This is a genomic window from Paenibacillus periandrae, assembly GCF_022458865.1.
Taxonomy (GTDB): Bacteria; Bacillota; Bacilli; order Paenibacillales; family NBRC-103111; genus Paenibacillus_S; species Paenibacillus_S periandrae.
The window spans coordinates 231,603-249,557 of record NZ_JAJNMU010000012.1; the positions used below are offsets into that span (position 1 = coordinate 231,603).

Here is a 17,955-nt window from a genome sequence, read left to right on the forward strand (position 1 = left end):
AATATGAGAGATGGTCCTGTTCAGAAGTAAGTGGACAGGATGATATTTCATCGGAACCCGCGCTTAGCGCGGGTTTTTCGGTTATGCATTCAGGTGCTGAAGATATGTATATGACGGGAAAGGGTAGGGTGAACATGTTCAGCATTCATCTGTAACAATATGGGAATGAAAGAGTATCATAGACAACCTTTTGGGGATAATACCCATTGAGGTGGGGGTACATGTTGATTCTGAAAAAGCTATTAAAGTTTGCCGCTGAAAAAAAACAAGCGGATTTCAAAGAAACGGTTATTGAGGCAAACGAAAGACCGAGCCTTGAACATACGACCAAAGAGTTTACGAATTGTATAGATTTCACACATCAATCATTCCTGAATTGCAATGTCAATGTAGTGTATCTTCACATATTAATTGGAAATGATGAATATCTTCAGGAAATCATTGATCCTTTCTCTAATGCAACGGAAGAGGAAGCGGTCCTTATCCTGGAGCGTTCCCAATATCATCGCATTCAAGATAGCAAAGAATGTATTAAAGGTATTTTAGACGGTCAGGCATCTATCTTTTTTAAGCAAAATACATATTTGGTTGATGTAGCCCATCCAGTCGGTCGATCCATTGAAAGATCGGAGACAGAATCTGTTATTGTGGGGCCTCACGATGCTTTTGTGGAAAACATTTCACAAAATCTAGGTGTGCTTCGAAAAAAAATAAAAAGCTCCCATTTGAAAACCATTAAACTCCAGGTAGGTGAAGTGGCCAAATCCGACATCATCATCGTATATATGGATGGCATTGCCAATCAGGAGCTTGTTCAATTGTTAATACAACGAATCCAGAATATTGAAATTGACTTTGTTCTGGATGGAAACACATTAGTACAGATGATCGAAGAAAATCCTAATTCCATTTTTCCGCAATTTATGACAACAGAACGTCCGGATGTAGTGATCTCTAAAATTATTGGAGGCAGAATTGTCGGTTTTCTTGATGGGAGCCCTTCTGCTTTCAGTGGTCCAACCTCTTTTTTTGATTTCTTTTCTTCACCTGATGACTACTACAGCAGATGGGTTTTAGGCTCAGCTACAAGAATTCTTCGTATGATCGGTTTTATTCTTACTCTTGTATTAACAGCATTGTATGTTTCAGCTACTACCTATCATTACGAAATGATTCCGCATGCGATGCTGTATAACCTGACCGAATCGAGAAGCAAGGTCCCCTTTCCGCCGCTATTTGAAGCCCTAATGATGGAAACAACCATTGAGTTGCTGCGAGAAGCCGGCGCAAGGCTTCCAACCAAAATCGGGCAAACCATTGGCATCGTTGGTGGTATTGTAATCGGACAAGCGGCTGTTCAAGCCGGCTTTACAAGCAATATTCTAATCATGACCGTTGCAACGTCTGCCATCGCCTCATTTGTTGTTCCAAGCTACATTATGAGCGGATCTATCCGGCTAATCCGTTTTGGATTTATCATATTAGCAGGCTTGCTAGGCAACTTGGGACTGATCATCGGAATCGGGTTTATGACTATTCATCTTGCAGGCATCACCAGCTTAGGTACTTCGTATTTAACGCCCGTTTCTCCTCTTAATTTATCCGATATTTTGGACACTTTTATTAGAGGGCCATTCTGGGCTTTAAAGAAGCGTCCGAGCATGATTAAAACGAAGAATGCTAATCGAAATAAAATGAGAAGATGACGGTGACTAATATGAAAGAAAAGTTAAATGTTTTTCATATTGCAATTCTCATCTACATGATTGAATTAGACATTACGATCTTCGAACTCCCGCGTGTCATTGCCCAAAACATCGGGACTAATGGCTGGCTCGGTTTTATTGCTCTTTCTTGTTTAGCTTCTTTCAATATTTATTTGTATTGGCTTGTTTATAAAATGGGAAATGGAAGGTCCGTGTTTCACATCCTGGAAGGAGCTATTCCCAAAGCATTTCTATATCCGTTCTACCTATTATGCGCCTTGGTCTGGATAGGTCTCGCTTCATTAATTGGGAAGCACTTCATTTTTGTATTTCAATTGCTGTTTTTACAATCGATGAATCCAATGATCATATTCTTCTTACTGTGCATCATGGTTTATAGCTTGCTTAGCAAAGATCTGTACAGTATTAGTAAAGCCAGCACCATGTTTTTCATCTTGACCATTTGGATACTCGGTTTGAGCTTTTTCTATTTTAATGATTGGAAAATCATTCGGTTCACAACCTCATATTTTCAAGGAGCTTCTGAAGCACCCTCCATTCATGGTTGGGCGGAAGTGTATCAAGCGTTTATTGGATACGAGCTGTGCATGTTCCTTTTTCCTTATGTAAATAAAGAAAGTAAATGGTTTAGAGGCGTATTCGGTGGACACTGGTTAGTGACCTTTGTTCAATTAATAGTGATTTGGATTACTTTTGGATTCTATAGTCTTAAACAACTGCAGACGTTCCTGTATCCACTTATTAACTTGTGGGGGTATGTCGAGCTTCCGTTTATCAATCGTATTGAAAGCATTATCTTCCCTTTCTTTCTATTAGTGAATCTGATCTCCACAGTCATGTACTGTTTTGCCGCGCTTGTAACCGTAAAGCAGATATTCCCTAAAGCACGACCGAAACTACTCGAAATTGTTATTACTTGCATCACTTATATAGCGGGTTTTATTACCTTGACGTTAAGAAAATCTGAAGAGCTGCTCAGTTTTACTTTTAATATTGAGACAGGCATCGCGTTTTCATTTCCAATTATCTTAATAATTATATTGCAACTGCAAAAACGGAAGGGGAGAAATACGAAAGGTGAAACCTAAAAGTGCAGTTCTAATAGCTCTCATTTTCCTTATCGGGTGCACGGATACAAGAGTTATCGAAAAAACGGGTTTCATACGTTCCATCGCCTACGATGCTGCAAGCAGCAAGGACGACGATAAATTACTGAAGCTTACCATTGCCATACCCAAATCCAACGTAAAGGAAGTCTTGCTTTACACAACTACTGCCAAATCAAGCAAGGAAGCCAGAAAGCTCTTTGACCGTCAAAACAATCGGAAAATTGTGAACGGTCAATTACGTCAAGTGTTATTTGGCGAGAAGATGGCACGCAGAGGTGTATGGTCACACATTGACACCCTGGTCCGAGATCCGTCTATCGGGAATCGGGTCCACGTTTTAGTTGTAGAAGGGGACGCAGAGAAATTGTTATCCAGAAAGCTACCGCAAGGCTCCGGTGTCGGTGAATATATTGATGACCTGATCCGAACTGAGTCAAAATTCAATGAAATTCCTAATTCAAACCTGTACACCTTCATCCGTGATTATTATGATGACGGCATAGATCCTGTAGCTCCCTTAATCAAAGAATCCAAGAATAGCTTGATTCTCACTGGAATTGCATTATTCAAAAAAGATCAATATGTGGCTAAAATAAAACCGGAAGATATGATATACTTTGCTTTTCTTGGCGACAGCAGCATGAATTCAGGCGATTTAAATATGGCTTTGAATAATAAAGGGGGGCAATCCGAGGAGGTAGCGTTATTATTTATATCGAGCCGCAGAAAAGTGAATATTGTATCCGGAGATACATTCCTGCGCGGCGAAAAGCTGAAGGTGTCCATTGACGTAAGTGTGAAAGGCTCCTTGCTGGAATATTCGGGTGCCTTGAACTTGAATAATGATAGCGACCAGAAAAAGCTGGAATCTGCGATGAGCCATAAGATTCAAGAGAAATGTCAATCGATAATTACCATTATGCAAAAGAACAAGGTTGATTCTTTAGGGATTGGGCAATACGCGAGAAATTTAATTCCATATAAGGAATGGGTCAAGCTGCCCTGGGAAAATATTTTATCTGAAGCGGATATTACGGTTCATGCTCATGTAGAAATCAAGGATTATGGAAGATTACAGCAATAATAGTAAGTTCAATCTGACTATGCCATTAGCAGGATGATGTTTACCTGAATGATAGAATGTGTATATATAGATAGGATAGTTCGGAAAGGAGAGATTCCATGAGCACTGACAATAAACAGCGCTTCAACAACTACTTTGAACTGGGTCTGTACCTAGTATCCACAGGATGCCTGATTTACTTTTTGATCCGAGGAATACCTATGAAAGCCTTTCAAGGCATACTCATTATTTCTGTTCTGACGATTATTCGCGGTATTGTTGCGTTTACGAAAACGGAGCTGTTTCCCGCATTGAGGTTTTCGATCTTATTTTTTATTTTCCTTACAATGCTGCTGGCCAACGAATTCGGATTTTATGGTATCATCCCGAATCTGGATAAAATCGAGCATTTGCTGTCAGGCGTAATTCTCCATTTTATCGGCATGTTAATTTACTGGAAGCTTACTGCTGCTGAAGGAAACCAACGTTACGTGTCTTCCACTGCGATCTGGTTTGGCTTCTTTTTTTCTGTGGCGATGGCGGGCTTTTGGGAGATCTATGAATTTACTACGGACTACCTGTTTGGGCTTCAATCTCAGAGAGGCAGCTTGACCGATACGATGGGAGACATCATTTGCGGGTCGATCGGTGCTATGGGGACCAGTATTTATTTGGCGTTTAAAGTAAAAAAAGAATATCCTTCGCCCTCATCAACTTCACATGTATGAATTTCTACTATACATTCGATGGCCCGTCCACTTACAATGTATGAGAAATTACAAATGATTCGATGTTGGGAGGCAGTCCATGAAGGAGCAAAGTATTCCTTATCGTCGGTTGTTCAATTTGCGTATCAATTCAGGAAGGCTCGATAGGCCTGAACAAGTTGTCCAGCAGCTCGGTGCTATGCAGGCACAGGACTACCATCAAGCTCTGTGGGCAATAGGTTTGCGGATGCAAGCATCAACCGCGGCGGATATCGAACAAGCCATCGCAGATCGCAAGATCATCCAGACTTGGCCAATGCGCGGAACGATCCACTTTGTATCGCCAGACGATGTGAGATGGTTGTTGAAGCTTTCTGCTGCCCGTACATTGGCCCAGGATAACCGAAGGCTGGAACAACTGGAGCTTAATCAGGAAATCATCGAACGCAGTAAGCAAATTATGTATGACGCTCTTCAGGGCAATAAGCAGATATCCCGGCCTCTTCTTATGCAACTGCTGGAGGAAGCAGGGATCAGTACGATCAATCAGCGTGGGTATCACCTCCTGTGGTATATCGCACAGTCCGGTCATATTTGTATGGGGCCAAGGGAAGGCAAGCAGCAAACCTTTGTATGGCTGGATGAGTGGGTGCCCAAATCCAATGAATTATCGATGAGCGAAGCGCTTGCCGCGCTTGCTGAAAGATATTTTACAAGTCATGGGCCTGCAACCGTGTATGATTTTGCCTGGTGGGCTGGAATTACTCTCTCTGCTGCCCGTCAGGGAGTCGAGGCTGTGAAGTCCCGGCTGGTGTCGGAGAAGGTAAACAATCAGGAATATTGGGAAGGCGAGCATACTCAAACAAGAGCTACCGATTCTGCATCCACTGTTTATCTGCTACCGGGATTTGACGAGCATCTGCTCGGCTATAAGGACCGCAGTGCGGTGCTGCAAGCCGAAGATGCTCAACATATTGTACCTGGCAATAATGGTGTATTCAGATCGACCATTATCATTGATGGTCAAGTCGCGGGCATATGGAAACGCACAATCAAGAAGAAGGGTATTGATATCGAGTTCCAATTATTTGCGCATCATCAAGACAGGGAAGATGGCATCCTGGAAACTGCTCGTCGATACTGCGGGTTTATGGGACTGCCGTTAGCTTCGACATCATTTACGAATCGATAAGCATTACCAAGCTTGCCGAAGCGCGAACAAATCACGAAGCTCCTCATTAGACAGCTCAGTAATCCAATTTTCCGAGGTAGAGATTACGTTCTCGCTCAGGCTCATCTTGCTTTCGAGCATCTCGTCGATCTTCTCCTCCAGCGTACCCAGTGAAATGAACTTATGCACCTGCACGTTTCGCTTCTGTCCCATCCGATAGGCTCGATCCGTAGCTTGGTTCTCAACAGCGGGATTCCACCAGCGGTCGTAATGGAACACATGGTTAGCTGCTGTCAGATTGAGTCCAACACCGCCCGCCTTCAAGGACAGTACGAAGATACCCGGACCTGATCCGTCTGCAGCCTGGAACGCGTCAATCATTTTATCGCGTTCTGCTTTGGGTGTGCTGCCGTTCAAGTAGAGCACAGGCTCATTCTGTTGAGCCTGCAGTACGTCGGCCAGCATGCGGCCCATGCCTACGTATTGGGTAAAGATCAAGCAGGAATCACCCTCATCCCGGAGCTCGCCAACCATGGCTGCGATCCTCTCGAGTTTGGCTGATCGTGTGATATGTGCTTCACGGTTTTCTTCGAGCATAAGAGCTTCTCCCAATGGCGCAGCTTCCTTCAGCAGCAATCCAGGATGGTCGCATAGCTGCTTGAGCTGAGTCAAGACGGCAAGGATAGCTCCTTTACGCTCAATGCCTTCGAGATTCTTCATACGTTCCATAAGATCCTTGACCACCTGTTCATAGAGTGCTCCTTGCTCGGCAGTCAGGTTAATGTATACTTTCATTTCCTGCTTGTCCGGCAAATCCAGCTGAATGGCAGGATCTTTCTTTTTACGGCGCAGCATAAAGGGTTTGATAAGCTTCTGCAGCTGTGCAGTGGCTCCCTCGTCATGATGCTTCTCAATAGGATTGGCGAAGCGATTCTGGAATCCTCGCTGATTGCCCAGATAACCAGGGTTGAGGAAATCATAGATGGACCACAGCTCTGATAATCGATTCTCAATTGGCGTTCCTGTCAGGGCAATCCGATGTCGTGCCTGGAGTGAGCGAACGGCTGCCGATTGTTTATTTTGTGCATTTTTGATGTTCTGGGCTTCGTCCAGACAGAGGGAGCTCCAGACTGTTTCGCGCAAAGTCTCTTGATCCAACAGAGCGGTTGTATAAGAGGTGATGACAACATCCGTATCTTTCAAAACGGAAGAAAACGCCTCGCCGCTTAATCGTCCCTTCCCGTAATGAAGCCTTACTTTTAAATCGGGAGCAAAACGCGCCAACTCCTTTTGCCAATTACCCAGAACAGAGGTTGGACAGATGAGCAGGCAGGGGTACTCAGATTCTGTTTGGTGATGAAGCAAATAAGTGATGAACTGTACAGTTTTACCGAGTCCCATGTCATCAGCTAAGCAAGCACCAAGCCCGAATTTTCTCAGAAAACTGAGCCATGTAAAGCCTTCACGCTGATAGCCGCGAAGCTCTGCACGCAGTCCGTCAGGTATAGCCAGCTCCTTTAAGCTCGATGGCTGTCTTAACTGACGAAGCAGTGCCAGGAGATGCGAGTTTAACTCAACCTCCAGCTGAATCCGCTTTTCTTCTTCCTCCGCATCCAATTCAGCTGCCGGACCCTGCTCTGCTGGCTCCGCTTCGTTCAACAGATGCAGCTGAAGAACATCCTGCAAGGATAAGCCTTCTTCCGGATTCACGGTTTCCATGAGCCTGCGGATCTGCTCCAGCAGAGCAGGATCCAAGTAGACCCATTCTCCGCGGAAGCGGATCAGCCTTTCTTTGCGGCCTAGAAGTTCAGCGAATTCGGCTGCGTCCAGGTCGGTATCGCCGATCGCAACTCGCCAGTCAAAGTCAACTAGAGCATTGAGTCCGAATAAGGACTTGCCTTTGCCGCCAGCTTCGGACGTAATCCGTGCACGCAAGCGCGGCTTCCGTTTGGAGGCGGCCTCCCACCAGCCTGGCAGCATGACATGCCAGCCGTCGTTCAGCAGCTCTCGGCTATCTACGGTCAGAAACTGCCATGCAAGTTCATCCGTTAGAGGCTCAGCGAAGAGCTCACCGCCGCTATACACGTATGGAAGCGCCTCGCGCAGCCTTGCTGACCAACCGCCAGAACGTTCTTGAATATAAGGGCTCCAATCACTGGCCCATGTACCGGAAGCCTGACCGTCTGAACCTAATCTTATCGGTACAATCGCTGAGCCTTCGCTCTTATCCTGAAGCACCAAACGGAGCTGCCAATCGAACTGCTCGTCGTCCGGCTCCAGCAGCTGCAATGCGGGACGGAAGGGAGCCAAATCCGGCTTCCAGCCAAGTGAGGCAAGCCACTCATCCTCTGTAAACGCTGAAGTCGAGGCAGCTCCAACTTGAGCTCCTCTAAACAACGCCGGGTAATCCCGTCGAAGGTCGGACACGGCTGCTTCATCTGCATAGTGCTCGGTTGTGACAGCAGCAGAAAAGGCTGCGCGCAAACCAGCCATATCCTCGCCTGACAAATCCAGGCTTGCCAGCGTATCCCGATCCAGCTCTTCCAGATGCTCAGATCCAGCCTCCCAGGTCCACTGCAGCTTTCCATTTCGAAATGAGCTGTAGCTTGGTATATAACGGCCTTCCTTGGCTTCTCTGTATAATCGCGGTGCAGCTGCAAGTAATTCTTCGGTAGCTTCATTTCCACCCTGCCAGCGGATAATGTCCATGAAATTCGGATCGGCGAAGAAGGGAAGCACCATTTCTGCAGGAAGGACCGTTACGGTCAGTTCACCGGCCTGCCGCAGCTCCAGTGTGGTTCCGTAGACGGATGGCTCATGCCATGCAAACATAATTTTACGGAATTTATCACCTGCAACCTCATATCCATTCTGAAGTCCCCAGAGTAAGGCATCACCGCTATCCGTTAAAATCACCTGCAGCGTCATCTCATACAATTGTATACTCATTCCAGCAGTTTTCCTTTCTTCAGTTCCTCTTGCAGCGCTCGAAGTCGGCTGTGCCGATCTATAAATCCAGTGAAGAAGCGTTCCCAGCGCTCAGTCTGCTTCATTTTTTTGTATACTTTATCGAGTCGCTTCAACAGCTTGACCGCTAATTTATAATCGTGCCGGTTTTTGAGTGAGACATAATGCTCGATGGCTTGATGATAGTAGGGCAGCAGCAGAGCTGGAGCCTCTTTCTCGATTGGCTGCAGGACGCTGACCCGATGGTAGAAAGGGTCTTGTCCTTTAAAAATTTGCATTTCCAGCCAAGGCTTCCATTGTCGCTGCTCATACAGCATTTCATCAATAATCTGGGCAGAATGGGGCAGCATCTCTTCCAGTACGATCCACAGCTGCTTCTCAGCTTCAGGAACATGCGCGACAGCTTCCTTCCAGTAACCCAAATAGGTATCGAGATCCTTGGTTCTATGACCGTAAAAGTAAGTGGCCGTCTTTAATAACCAATCAATCAGATGGTCCCAATCGCTTGCAGCTGAAAGGTGGTTCAGGAAAGGCAGAAAAAGACGCGTCGGAGCTTTATTTAAAGTACCACTCGCTTCTAAAGCATCCCATGCGTCAAGACTTTTTGATTGATTCAGGTACAAGAACGCCTTCGCAGCTGAGAGAGAAGAAGAGATCGAATCAGGAGTCTGCTGTTCGATTTCGTTAATTTCCTGCGATATCCATTCATGGGCATCGGGATAGGGGGCTATCCAATAGTTCCACAACGCCGTATATAGGCCATAATCAAGATACTTCTGATCCGTTTCTTTGGCCAACTGCTGTCTGATATAGCTTAATGTTTGTTTAATTCGCTCCTTTGCGAGAGTGAAGTCGATTTGTGCTGACTTTTGATGTACCCAGGCTTGGATTTCATCGTACATTCGATACAAGGCATTCGAAGTAAAGTAATTTACATTCCCTTGTGAAGCGTACTCTTTGATTTTTCTCGCAATAAATAGCTCTTGATGCAGCTCAAAAAAGATCAAGTCGTTTGCCGAAAAAGAGATAGATCCCTTTCGGATATTTTGCAGTTCATAGCGCAGCAGGTTGGTATAGGTGCCCTGATCGTAAGATGGTTTAACATGCGCCGTATATTGGTTCAGAAACTTATGCCAGCCCATAGTATCCATGTCAGGCAGCTGCTTAAGCTGCGACTCTGGCGAGGATTTCGAAGTGACCCGTTTGAGGTGAAAATTGGCATTTACAATTTGGGAAGCCGGATAACCCAAACGGTCAGCGAGCTCCATGATAACAGCAGCCAGATGCTTGCAGGAGGTTCGGACTGGGCAGGTGCATATATTGGACATGAACTTGTCTAAGTACAGCTTAACACTGTAGTCTTCCGAGCCTGTTACCCTTGCTTGTACCACACGATTCTCTGAAATAATCAGAGAAGCTACTCGCTGCTGTTTAAAATAATTAAACCCTCGGCTAAGTGTCACTTCATTAAATGATTGAGCCACTTGTTCAAGCAGCTTTAACCATTGCTCATCGTTTAAAACAGGAAAAGAACTCATCGCAAAGCTCCTTGCTCAAAAATAAAAGATGCTAACCATTCTATTATAAAGGGATACGAGAAGAAATACGATATTTTCATAATTTGCGGCAAAGCTAGTTCAGCTTTGAACCGGAATCAATGGTATATTAAGGGATTCAGCTTGAAACGAAATCCAATAGCAGATTAAAGCCGATGGTTCTATTGGGTGCTGAGGATCATGTCATTGGCTACGCTAACATTTATGATTTAGACGAAGGGCTAAGATGCTGGTTAGGTAACGTAATTGTATCACCGGAATTCAGAGGAAAGGGTGCCGCTGCATATTTAATCCGTTCTATGATGTCCGCTGCAAGGGACGAATTACATGTGAAGGCACTACATTTGGTTTGTCATAATACGAATACTAGAGCTTTGATGTTGTACACCAAATTAAACTTCAAGCCCTATGAAATTACAATGAGAACTGATAATCAGGGCCAGACAATTGCCGGTATCCTGATGAAGGCCGATTTGAGCTAACCAAGCCGTCCTCAAGGTCCCATTCTAGCCAAATATTTTATCTAATGTGTTTAAGATGCTGTATAATAAACACGTGAAACTATCTTTTTCAGGAGGATTATGACGTGGACAGATTGTTTAACTTCATAGAACGAATAAGATTCATAGGCTTTGTTTTATTTTTTGTGTTCATAACAAGTATGTTTCCCGATGCGATTTTTGCTCAGAATGTAACCACGTCGACAATATCCGGCACTGTGGCTGCTTCAACTTATGGGAACTCCGTAACCTTTACAACGTATATAACCGATTCTACTATCCAAGGAACTCCGCCGAGCGGTACGGTAGCTTTTAAAGACGGAAGCTTAGCAATGGGAACTGCGACTTTGTCCAGCACTATACCTGTGATAGCTACAGTGCCCAATCAGCCAGCAGTTCCTTCCGGAATGAAAGTAAGTTGTTATTCAGGGCCCAACACCTTTACTTCAGTAGATTGCCCCGTTGTGAAGTGGGGCGATTATACGTACTGGGCATTCAGCTACACTGATAATCGTGACTCCTTGGGCATAGTTGCCTATGATAGCTCCGGGACGATTATGAAGCAGCGGGAACTAACAGGCACTCGTTATCTGTGGCAGATCACCATGGATGCTTCAGCCCAGACGTTAACCTTTTGGGGACAAGACACTGGCAAAGCTACGGTTGGATGGAGTTTTCTTGAAAATCAGAATGCTACCGCCAGCTTCACGACATCCACATTGGCAATAGGCACACACACGATTACAGCTGCTTATAGCGGAGATAGCAATCATACTGGAAGTACGTCTGAGAGTTTTCAGTATACCGTAAATCCTATTGCTACTTTGACCACCTTGGAGTCCAATGCGAATCCGTCTTCGTATGGGAATGCAGTTGATTTTATAGCTACAGTTACATCCTTGGGAGGATATCCAGCAACGGGTACGGTTACTTTTAAAGAAGGAAGTACACCACTCGGGACGGCAGCATTGGCAGGTGGAGCAGCAACGTTCTCTACTTCATCACTATCTGCTGGCACGCATGCTCCGATTACGGCCGTATATGAGGGGGATAGCATACACTCAGGGAGCATCTCCACAGGACTCACCCAGGTTGTAAACAAACTAATGTCGTCCACAAGCTTGACTTTCAGCAGCAATTCGTCAGCTTATGGTGAGTCAGTTACAATGAATGCTCTAGTTACGTCTTCGCGGGGAGGTGAGCCTACGGGAATGGTTACCTTCAAGGATGGTGATACCATACTTGGAAGTGCCTCTTTATCAGGGGGAAGAGCAGCTATTTCGATTACTTCGTTAAGCGCTGGGAATCATTCCATAAAAGCGGAATATACGGGAGATACCAATTTTGTTAGCAGTGCTTCAAGTGCCGCTTCACTAGAAATCTTGTTACGGAGCAATTCTAATCTTAGTGGACTTACACTGGATGGCATTTCGATGACCGTGCCTTTCAACAAATCGGTCTATGTGTATACAGCATCTGTGAGTAATACAGTTCATGCGGTAGCGGTAAGGGCTTCATCGGAAGATAACACGGCATCTATAAAAGTAAATGGAATCGCTGTTTCGGGAGGGCAAGCGAGCAGCCCGATCGAGCTTCGAGTAGGAAGCAATATAATTAGCATTGAGGTAACGGCCCAAGACGGAACAAGCAAAAGTACATACGCAATCACCATACAGCGATCTGCGGGAGAGCGGATGGATGCTGCTCAAGCTCTTGCAAAAATTTCTTCCATGTATGATATCAATATGGATGGCAAGTTCGATGCTGACGATGTCAGAGCGATATTACTTCTGATCGAGCCTGTTAGTATTGTGCCGTTACCCTCTAGCTAAATGAACAAAGGAATGCTTATGCGCAGCTGATTGGGAGTTCAGTGAGCTCCAGCATGAAAATCAAGATTGCTTATTTGTTGGCCTCAATACGGGCAAGCTCCTTACGAATAATGGGTGCAACCTTGGTTCCGAGCAGCTCGATGGCACGCATCACATCACGGTGCGGCATTGTGCCGACATTCACATGCAGGAAGAAACGAGATACTCCCAAATTTTTGCGCAGCAAAATAATTTTCTCCGCGACATATTCGGGATCGCCGACATAGAGGGCGCCTCGAAGGCTGCGTGCTTGGTCATAAGTAGCTCGAGTATAAGCCTGGCCCCAACCACGCTCGCGCCCGATGACGTTCATTTGGGCTTGTGTGGAAGGGAAGAACAAATCGGCTGCCTGCTCGGTTGTTTCACCCACAAATCCGTGTGAATGTGTCGCAATGGGCAGTGTTTCTGGATCGTGACCGGCTCGCGCGGCAGCCTTTTTATAAAGATCGACTAACGGAGCAAAGCTCTCAGGCATTCCGCCAATAATGGCGAATGCGATAGGCAGACCGAGCATTCCTGCCCGTACAGCTGATTCTGCATTGCCACCGCTTGCGATCCACACTGGCAGCGGGCTCTGGACGGACCTTGGATAGACCCCCAGGTTATCGATGGCGGGCCGATGACCACCGCGCCAGCTTACCTTTTCCGAGGCTCTGATTGCAAGCAGCAGCGCCAGCTTTTCTTCGAACAATTCATTATAATCGTCCAGACTGTATCCAAAAAGCGGAAAGGACTCGATGAATGAACCCCGGCCAGCCATAATTTCAGCTCGTCCATTAGAGATGCCATCAAGAGTAGAGAATGCTTGATAGACACGAACCGGATCATCTGAGGACAGCACGGTAACCGCACTCGTGAGCCTTATCCGCTTCGTCATGGCAGCTGCTGCAGCCAATACAACAGCAGGTGAGGTACCCGCATAATCGGCTCGATGATGCTCCCCTATACCATAGACATCCAGACCAACCTGATCGGCCAGAACGATTTCCTCGACTGCATCGCGCAGCCGTGCAGCATGACTAATAACCTCTCCAGTAACCGGATTCGGCGTAGCCTCCAAAAATGTACTGATTCCTATTTCCATACTGCCTGTTAAACTTGTCATAGTGTAACGCCTCCTTCACTATCTATAGTTTACTCATTTTTTTGTAGTTTCTCAAATTTAGTAAGCTACATCCCAAGCAAGTAGAGAGGGATTAACGAGGTTTTTAACGAAAATGAGCCAGAATTGTAACAATTAAAATAGTATTTTATGTAAGATGTTGACGAACATGAGCGCAGCCGGCTTCTTTGCTGGTCAGATTCTGATCAGAAAGAGCCGGTTTATTTTGAATAACGGATCACAATATTTCCCAACTACATAGGTTGATTTGATCCTATACGATAGGAGATGGCCGCTGAATCCCGTTTGTTTTTTAAAGCTTCAAAAACATGTATTGCGGCATTCGCCACTTCGATATCTTGAGCACTGGTGCCGCCGCTTACACCGATTCCACCGATAACCATCCCATCCTTCATAAGGGGAATCCCCCCGCCAAGAATAACGACTTTCCCATGATTGGTCGTATTAATCCCGAACGACGGGTTTCCAGGAAGAGCGGCTTGTGCCAAATTCGATGTTGGCATTTTCATAGCTACACTTGTCCAAGCCTTGTTCTGAGCAATATCGATTCCTGCAAGCCTGGCCGTGTCCATACGATGAAAGGCAACAAGATTAGCGCCGTCATCCACAATAGCGATATCATCAGCCAATCCCATTTCTTTTGCTTTTCTTTCAGCTTCTTCTAACAACACTTTAGCTAGTTCCAAAGTAAGCTTCATTACTGTCATCTACCCCTTAGTTAAAGTTTTTATTAGGGTATGGTCATTGGCCCAATTTGGTGTTTATCTTATTTTAAAGCTAATAGGAGCTTTACAAATTTTTGGAAATATATTATATTTGTATGCGCAAGCAATTTATCGGAAATGAGGTTGGAACCTTGCTGGGGACCTATTTAAAAGAATGTCTATATTTTACTGCGAATAGACTGGGTAGAGTGATTACGAAAATGGCAGAGGACGAGTTTGCCGCGAGTGGATTGTCACCAACGTCTGCTTTTTTATTGATGGCCGTGTTTGAAAAGGAAGGGATTTCACAAAAAGAATTAGGGGAAATACTTCATCTTCAACCCTCAACTGTGACTCGTCTTATTGAGAAGCTTATCATTAAAGGGCTAATTACGAACCGTGTCGATGGGCGTTTGTCACTTATTTATGCTACGGATAAAGGGAAGGCATTAGAGGAGCCAATCAACGAAAGCTGGAATAGCCTTCGTAGTCGTTATTCTGCCTTATTGGGGGAAAAGGAAGGCGACGAATTATCACTTTATCTGTATAAAGTGAGTGATCGCATTGAAAATATAGAATGATCCAACATTCTTTATTTGAATAATATTTGCTTGCGCAAACAATATAATGTGTAAGGAATTTAAATATATTGAAATTAACTAAAGGAGAGATCATATGAACAACGAAACAGGTAAGAGGGCAATTACCGAGGATAAGCAACCAATCTTGATTGTTGGTGGAACAGGTAATACCGGTCGTCGTGTGTCAGACATGGCCATGAATAATGGCGTCAAGCGGATGGTTCTGCTATTCGGCGAAATGCAGCCGCTACCAGTGTGTGGGGAGGTTCGAGATGAGCGACCGGATCGTCAATAGCCTGACCTTGTTCTCGACGGTAGGCTCCGGATTGATAGCAGGAATATTTTTTGCCTTTTCAGTATTTGTCATGACTGCCCTCGTCCGACTCCCAGCGGCTCAAGGTATTGCGGCTATGCAGTCCATCAATATCGTTATACTCAACCCACTATTTGGCTTGGTATTTGGAGGGACGGCCTTAGCGTGTGGAGTTCTGGCGATCACCTCCTGCTTCAAATGGGGCGAAACGGGTATGATGTATCTCCTGGTCGGCAGCATATTCTATCTCATTGGCTCCTTTCTGGTAACCATCGTGTTCAATGTTCCGCTGAACGACGCACTGGCCGCTGTAGACCCTGACAGTGCCCAAGGCGCCGATCTATGGATTCGTTACAACGCTAGCTGGACGGCTTGGAACCACGTACGGACTGTCGCTTCCTTCGCGGCACTGGTATCGTTTATCCTGGCCTTCCGACAGATCGGCTAGCTTTAAGGAATTCAGGAAACAAAATGCACATTGTTGACTCATTACGTATAATGGTTTACACAAAAGGTAATGATTTGATATCATAAAAGAAATATTCAAAAGCGATGATGAGATGAGTAAGTGAAGATGTTCTTGCACAGAGAGCTCCGGCAGCTGAAAAGGAGTCAAGAGCTTTTCCCCGAACCAAGCCTCTGAGCAGTGCGTCGGAACCTTCAATGGGGATGGCGTGACGGGAGCTCCCGTTATAGAGCTAGAGTATAAGCATTGTCTGCAATGCCGTACTTGATGAGGTTAATATGGCGACATATTAATGAAGCTGGGGTGGTACCGCGAAAATTTCGTCCCCGAGACATAAAACTTGTCTTGGAGGTGAGGTTTTTTTGTTGATTGTCCACTTATCACGTTCATTAGGAGGAGTCCATATTGGCTAACGGGAACGAGCATCAAACTGAAAACTTTTTGTTTAGACTGATTAGTGAGGAGCTGGAGGCGGGTAAATTCGGAAGGGATATGTGTACACGATTTCCTCCCGAGCCTAACGGTTATCTTCATATTGGAAGCGCCTATGCCATACACACGAATTATACGATTGCCCATAGATTTAACGGAACCTTTCATTTGCGATTCGACGACACGAACCCTCTTAAGGAGAACATCGAGTATGTGAACGCGATTATCGAGGATATCCAATGGCTTGGTTACGATCCAGGCGATCATATCTATTATGGCTCGGACTATTCAGACGAAATATATAACGCTGCAGTGACCTTGATCAGGCAAGGGAAGGCTTATATCTGTGATTTGACGCCAGAGGAAGTGGCAGAGTTTCGCGGAACCTTGACGGAGCCGGGCAGAAACAGTCCGTATAGAGACCGTTCAATTGAGGAGAATCTGGAGCTTTTTGCAAAAATGAAGCAAGGGGACTATCCGGCCTCCTCCAAGGTTGTTCGTGCCAAAATCGATATGGCATCGCCTAATATCAACCTGCGTGATCCTGTGATTTACCGTATACTCCATGCTGAGCATTACCGTACAGGAAATGACTGGTGCATCTATCCGATGTACGATTTTGCCCATCCTATACAAGACGCGATTGAGGGTATTACGTATTCTTTATGCTCCATTGAATTCAAAGACCATCGCCCCTTGTACGACTGGGTTCTCAAGGAGCTTGAAGTCCCCGAGCCTCCGCGGCAAAGAGAATTCGGTCGGTTGAGTCTAACGGGTGTCGTAACAAGTAAACGGTTTTTGAGGCAGCTGGTAGAAGGCGATTACGTAGATGGTTGGGATGATCCCAGATTGCCTACGCTCCGCGGCTTAAGAAGAAGGGGCTTCACTCCGGAAAGCATACGCAGCTTCATCGAGGAGATTGGCAGTATTCGAACTCAAAGCACGGTAGACATTTCGCTGCTGGACCACTGCCTCAGGCAGGATCTCAAACCGAAAACGATTAGCGTCATGGCCGTATTACAGCCTTTAAAGGTCGTTATTACCAACTATCCGGACAATGAGACGGAGTTGTTACTGGTTGAAAACAATTCTGAGAATGAGGCGCTGGGAAAAAGAAAGGTGCCTTTTTCCAAAACGATCTATATCGAACGGGACGATTTTATGGAGCAGCCACCCAAGGGCTTTCATCGGTTGAGTCTGAATGCTGAGGTCAGGCTGAAGGGAGCGTATTTCATCAAATGCGAGCAAATGATCAAGGACCCGGATTCAGGAGAAATTATTGAGCTTCACTGTACCTATGATCCCATCACAAAAAGCGGTACCGGATTTACCGGGCGTAAGGTGAAGGGCACGATCCATTGGGTCTCGGCAGCGCATGCCATAAAAGCTGATGTGCATCTATATGAGAAACTGCTGCTTGTACAGGAGGTTCCGAAGGATAGCGACGGAGATTGGACGGAAGCGATAAATCCTGATTCACGCGTTATCGTAAAGGATGGATTGCTGGAGCCATTCGTCGAACATGCCCATTCCGAACAAAAATTTCAATTTTTCCGACATGGCTATTTTGGCGTAGATAAGAAGCTCACTACAGGCAAGCAGCTCGTATTTAATCGTATTGTACCGTTAAAGGATACCTGGAATAAAAATTGAGGATGGTGCCAA

At 45.4% G+C, this 17,955-nt stretch carries 15 protein-coding genes and 1 other annotated feature; of the genes, 11 read left to right on the plus strand and 4 right to left on the minus strand.

Translation table 11 applies throughout. From position 1 onward, the window contains the following. The first annotated feature begins 221 nt into the window (after nucleotides 1-221). From LRL21_RS21500 to LRL21_RS21520, 5 genes are all read left to right on the plus strand, one after another. Nucleotides 222-1,706, plus strand: a complete 1,485-nt coding sequence (locus LRL21_RS21500; RefSeq protein WP_240417835.1) for a spore germination protein — start codon at nucleotides 222-224, stop codon at nucleotides 1,704-1,706. A gap of 11 nt (nucleotides 1,707-1,717) precedes the next feature. Beyond that, nucleotides 1,718-2,815, plus strand: coding sequence for a GerAB/ArcD/ProY family transporter (locus LRL21_RS21505; RefSeq protein ID WP_240417836.1), 1,098 nt, complete (start codon nucleotides 1,718-1,720; stop codon nucleotides 2,813-2,815). Further along, on the plus strand, nucleotides 2,805-3,920 hold the full coding sequence (locus tag LRL21_RS21510) for a Ger(x)C family spore germination protein (protein ID WP_240417837.1): 1,116 nt from the start codon (nucleotides 2,805-2,807) through the stop codon (nucleotides 3,918-3,920). Before LRL21_RS21505 ends, LRL21_RS21510 begins: the two co-directional genes overlap by 11 nt. Nucleotides 3,921-4,018: 98 nt before the next feature. Then, a complete protein-coding gene (locus tag LRL21_RS21515; protein WP_240417838.1) occupies nucleotides 4,019-4,627 on the plus strand; it encodes a DUF2238 domain-containing protein in 609 nt (202 codons plus the stop codon). Nucleotides 4,628-4,706: 79 nt separating this feature from the next. After that, the gene (locus tag LRL21_RS21520; protein WP_240417839.1) at nucleotides 4,707-5,798 is read left to right on the plus strand and encodes a winged helix DNA-binding domain-containing protein; all 1,092 of its coding nucleotides are present in this window, start codon (nucleotides 4,707-4,709) and stop codon (nucleotides 5,796-5,798) included. A 3-nt stretch (nucleotides 5,799-5,801) separates the two neighbouring features. Here the strand turns inward: LRL21_RS21520 and LRL21_RS21525 are convergent, their stop codons facing one another. After that, nucleotides 5,802-8,726, minus strand: coding sequence for a DEAD/DEAH box helicase (locus LRL21_RS21525; protein WP_240417840.1), 2,925 nt, complete (start codon nucleotides 8,724-8,726; stop codon nucleotides 5,802-5,804). Next, entirely contained in the window at nucleotides 8,723-10,282 is a 1,560-nt protein-coding gene (locus LRL21_RS21530; protein WP_240417841.1) for an SWIM zinc finger family protein, read from the minus strand. Before LRL21_RS21530 ends, LRL21_RS21525 begins: the two co-directional genes overlap by 4 nt. Nucleotides 10,283-10,455: 173 nt before the next feature. On the opposite strand from LRL21_RS21530, the gene LRL21_RS21535 reads away from it, so the two are divergent. Both LRL21_RS21535 and LRL21_RS21540 read left to right on the plus strand, forming a co-directional pair. Further along, complete coding sequence (locus tag LRL21_RS21535; RefSeq protein ID WP_240417842.1) at nucleotides 10,456-10,782, plus strand: GNAT family N-acetyltransferase; 327 nt, start codon at nucleotides 10,456-10,458, stop codon at nucleotides 10,780-10,782. Between the two features lie 104 nt (nucleotides 10,783-10,886). Then, entirely contained in the window at nucleotides 10,887-12,632 is a 1,746-nt protein-coding gene (locus LRL21_RS21540; RefSeq protein ID WP_240417843.1) for an Ig-like domain repeat protein, read from the plus strand. A 70-nt stretch (nucleotides 12,633-12,702) separates the two neighbouring features. On the opposite strand, the gene LRL21_RS21545 is transcribed toward LRL21_RS21540, so the two are convergent. Continuing rightward, nucleotides 12,703-13,755 carry an LLM class flavin-dependent oxidoreductase gene (locus tag LRL21_RS21545; protein ID WP_240417905.1) on the minus strand — a complete coding sequence of 351 codons (1,053 nt, stop codon included), beginning with the start codon at nucleotides 13,753-13,755 and terminating at the stop codon, nucleotides 12,703-12,705. A gap of 272 nt (nucleotides 13,756-14,027) precedes the next feature. Then, on the minus strand, nucleotides 14,028-14,492 hold the full coding sequence (locus tag LRL21_RS21550) for a GlcG/HbpS family heme-binding protein (protein WP_420832473.1): 465 nt from the start codon (nucleotides 14,490-14,492) through the stop codon (nucleotides 14,028-14,030). A 101-nt stretch (nucleotides 14,493-14,593) separates the two neighbouring features. Between LRL21_RS21550 and LRL21_RS21555 the strand changes: the two genes are divergently transcribed. From LRL21_RS21555 to LRL21_RS21570, 4 genes are all read left to right on the plus strand, one after another. Continuing rightward, nucleotides 14,594-15,079, plus strand: a complete 486-nt coding sequence (locus LRL21_RS21555) for a MarR family winged helix-turn-helix transcriptional regulator (RefSeq protein WP_240417845.1) — start codon at nucleotides 14,594-14,596, stop codon at nucleotides 15,077-15,079. Nucleotides 15,080-15,173: 94 nt separating this feature from the next. After that, nucleotides 15,174-15,374 (plus strand): hypothetical protein, encoded by a 201-nt coding sequence (locus LRL21_RS21560; protein ID WP_240417846.1) that lies wholly within the window; start codon nucleotides 15,174-15,176, stop codon nucleotides 15,372-15,374. Then, nucleotides 15,337-15,840: an anthrone oxygenase family protein gene (locus tag LRL21_RS21565; RefSeq protein ID WP_338044657.1), complete on the plus strand. Its 504-nt coding sequence runs from the start codon at nucleotides 15,337-15,339 to the stop codon at nucleotides 15,838-15,840. Before LRL21_RS21560 ends, LRL21_RS21565 begins: the two co-directional genes overlap by 38 nt. Before the next feature lie 95 nt (nucleotides 15,841-15,935). After that, nucleotides 15,936-16,189 (plus strand) — a binding site (T-box leader). 74 nt (nucleotides 16,190-16,263) lie between these two features. Then, on the plus strand, nucleotides 16,264-17,943 hold the full coding sequence (locus LRL21_RS21570; protein WP_240417847.1) for a glutamine--tRNA ligase/YqeY domain fusion protein: 1,680 nt from the start codon (nucleotides 16,264-16,266) through the stop codon (nucleotides 17,941-17,943). Nucleotides 17,944-17,955 lie beyond the last annotated feature (12 nt).

Excerpts from the sequence above, each read along its gene's own strand:
- LRL21_RS21515 (WP_240417838.1), top strand. The coding sequence starts at position 4,019 with ATGAGCACTGACAATAAACAGCGCTTCAACAACTACTTTGAACTGGGT.
- LRL21_RS21535 (WP_240417842.1), top strand. The coding sequence starts at position 10,456 with ATGGTTCTATTGGGTGCTGAGGATCATGTCATTGGCTACGCTAACATT.
- LRL21_RS21530 (WP_240417841.1), bottom strand. The coding sequence starts at position 10,282 with ATGAGTTCTTTTCCTGTTTTAAACGATGAGCAATGGTTAAAGCTGCTT.
- LRL21_RS21500 (WP_240417835.1), top strand. The coding sequence starts at position 222 with ATGTTGATTCTGAAAAAGCTATTAAAGTTTGCCGCTGAAAAAAAACAA.
- LRL21_RS21520 (WP_240417839.1), top strand. The coding sequence starts at position 4,707 with ATGAAGGAGCAAAGTATTCCTTATCGTCGGTTGTTCAATTTGCGTATC.
- LRL21_RS21550 (WP_420832473.1), bottom strand. The coding sequence starts at position 14,492 with ATGAAGCTTACTTTGGAACTAGCTAAAGTGTTGTTAGAAGAAGCTGAA.
- LRL21_RS21525 (WP_240417840.1), bottom strand. The coding sequence starts at position 8,726 with ATGAGTATACAATTGTATGAGATGACGCTGCAGGTGATTTTAACGGAT.
- LRL21_RS21560 (WP_240417846.1), top strand. The coding sequence starts at position 15,174 with ATGAACAACGAAACAGGTAAGAGGGCAATTACCGAGGATAAGCAACCA.
- LRL21_RS21545 (WP_240417905.1), bottom strand. The coding sequence starts at position 13,755 with ATGGAAATAGGAATCAGTACATTTTTGGAGGCTACGCCGAATCCGGTT.
- LRL21_RS21505 (WP_240417836.1), top strand. The coding sequence starts at position 1,718 with ATGAAAGAAAAGTTAAATGTTTTTCATATTGCAATTCTCATCTACATG.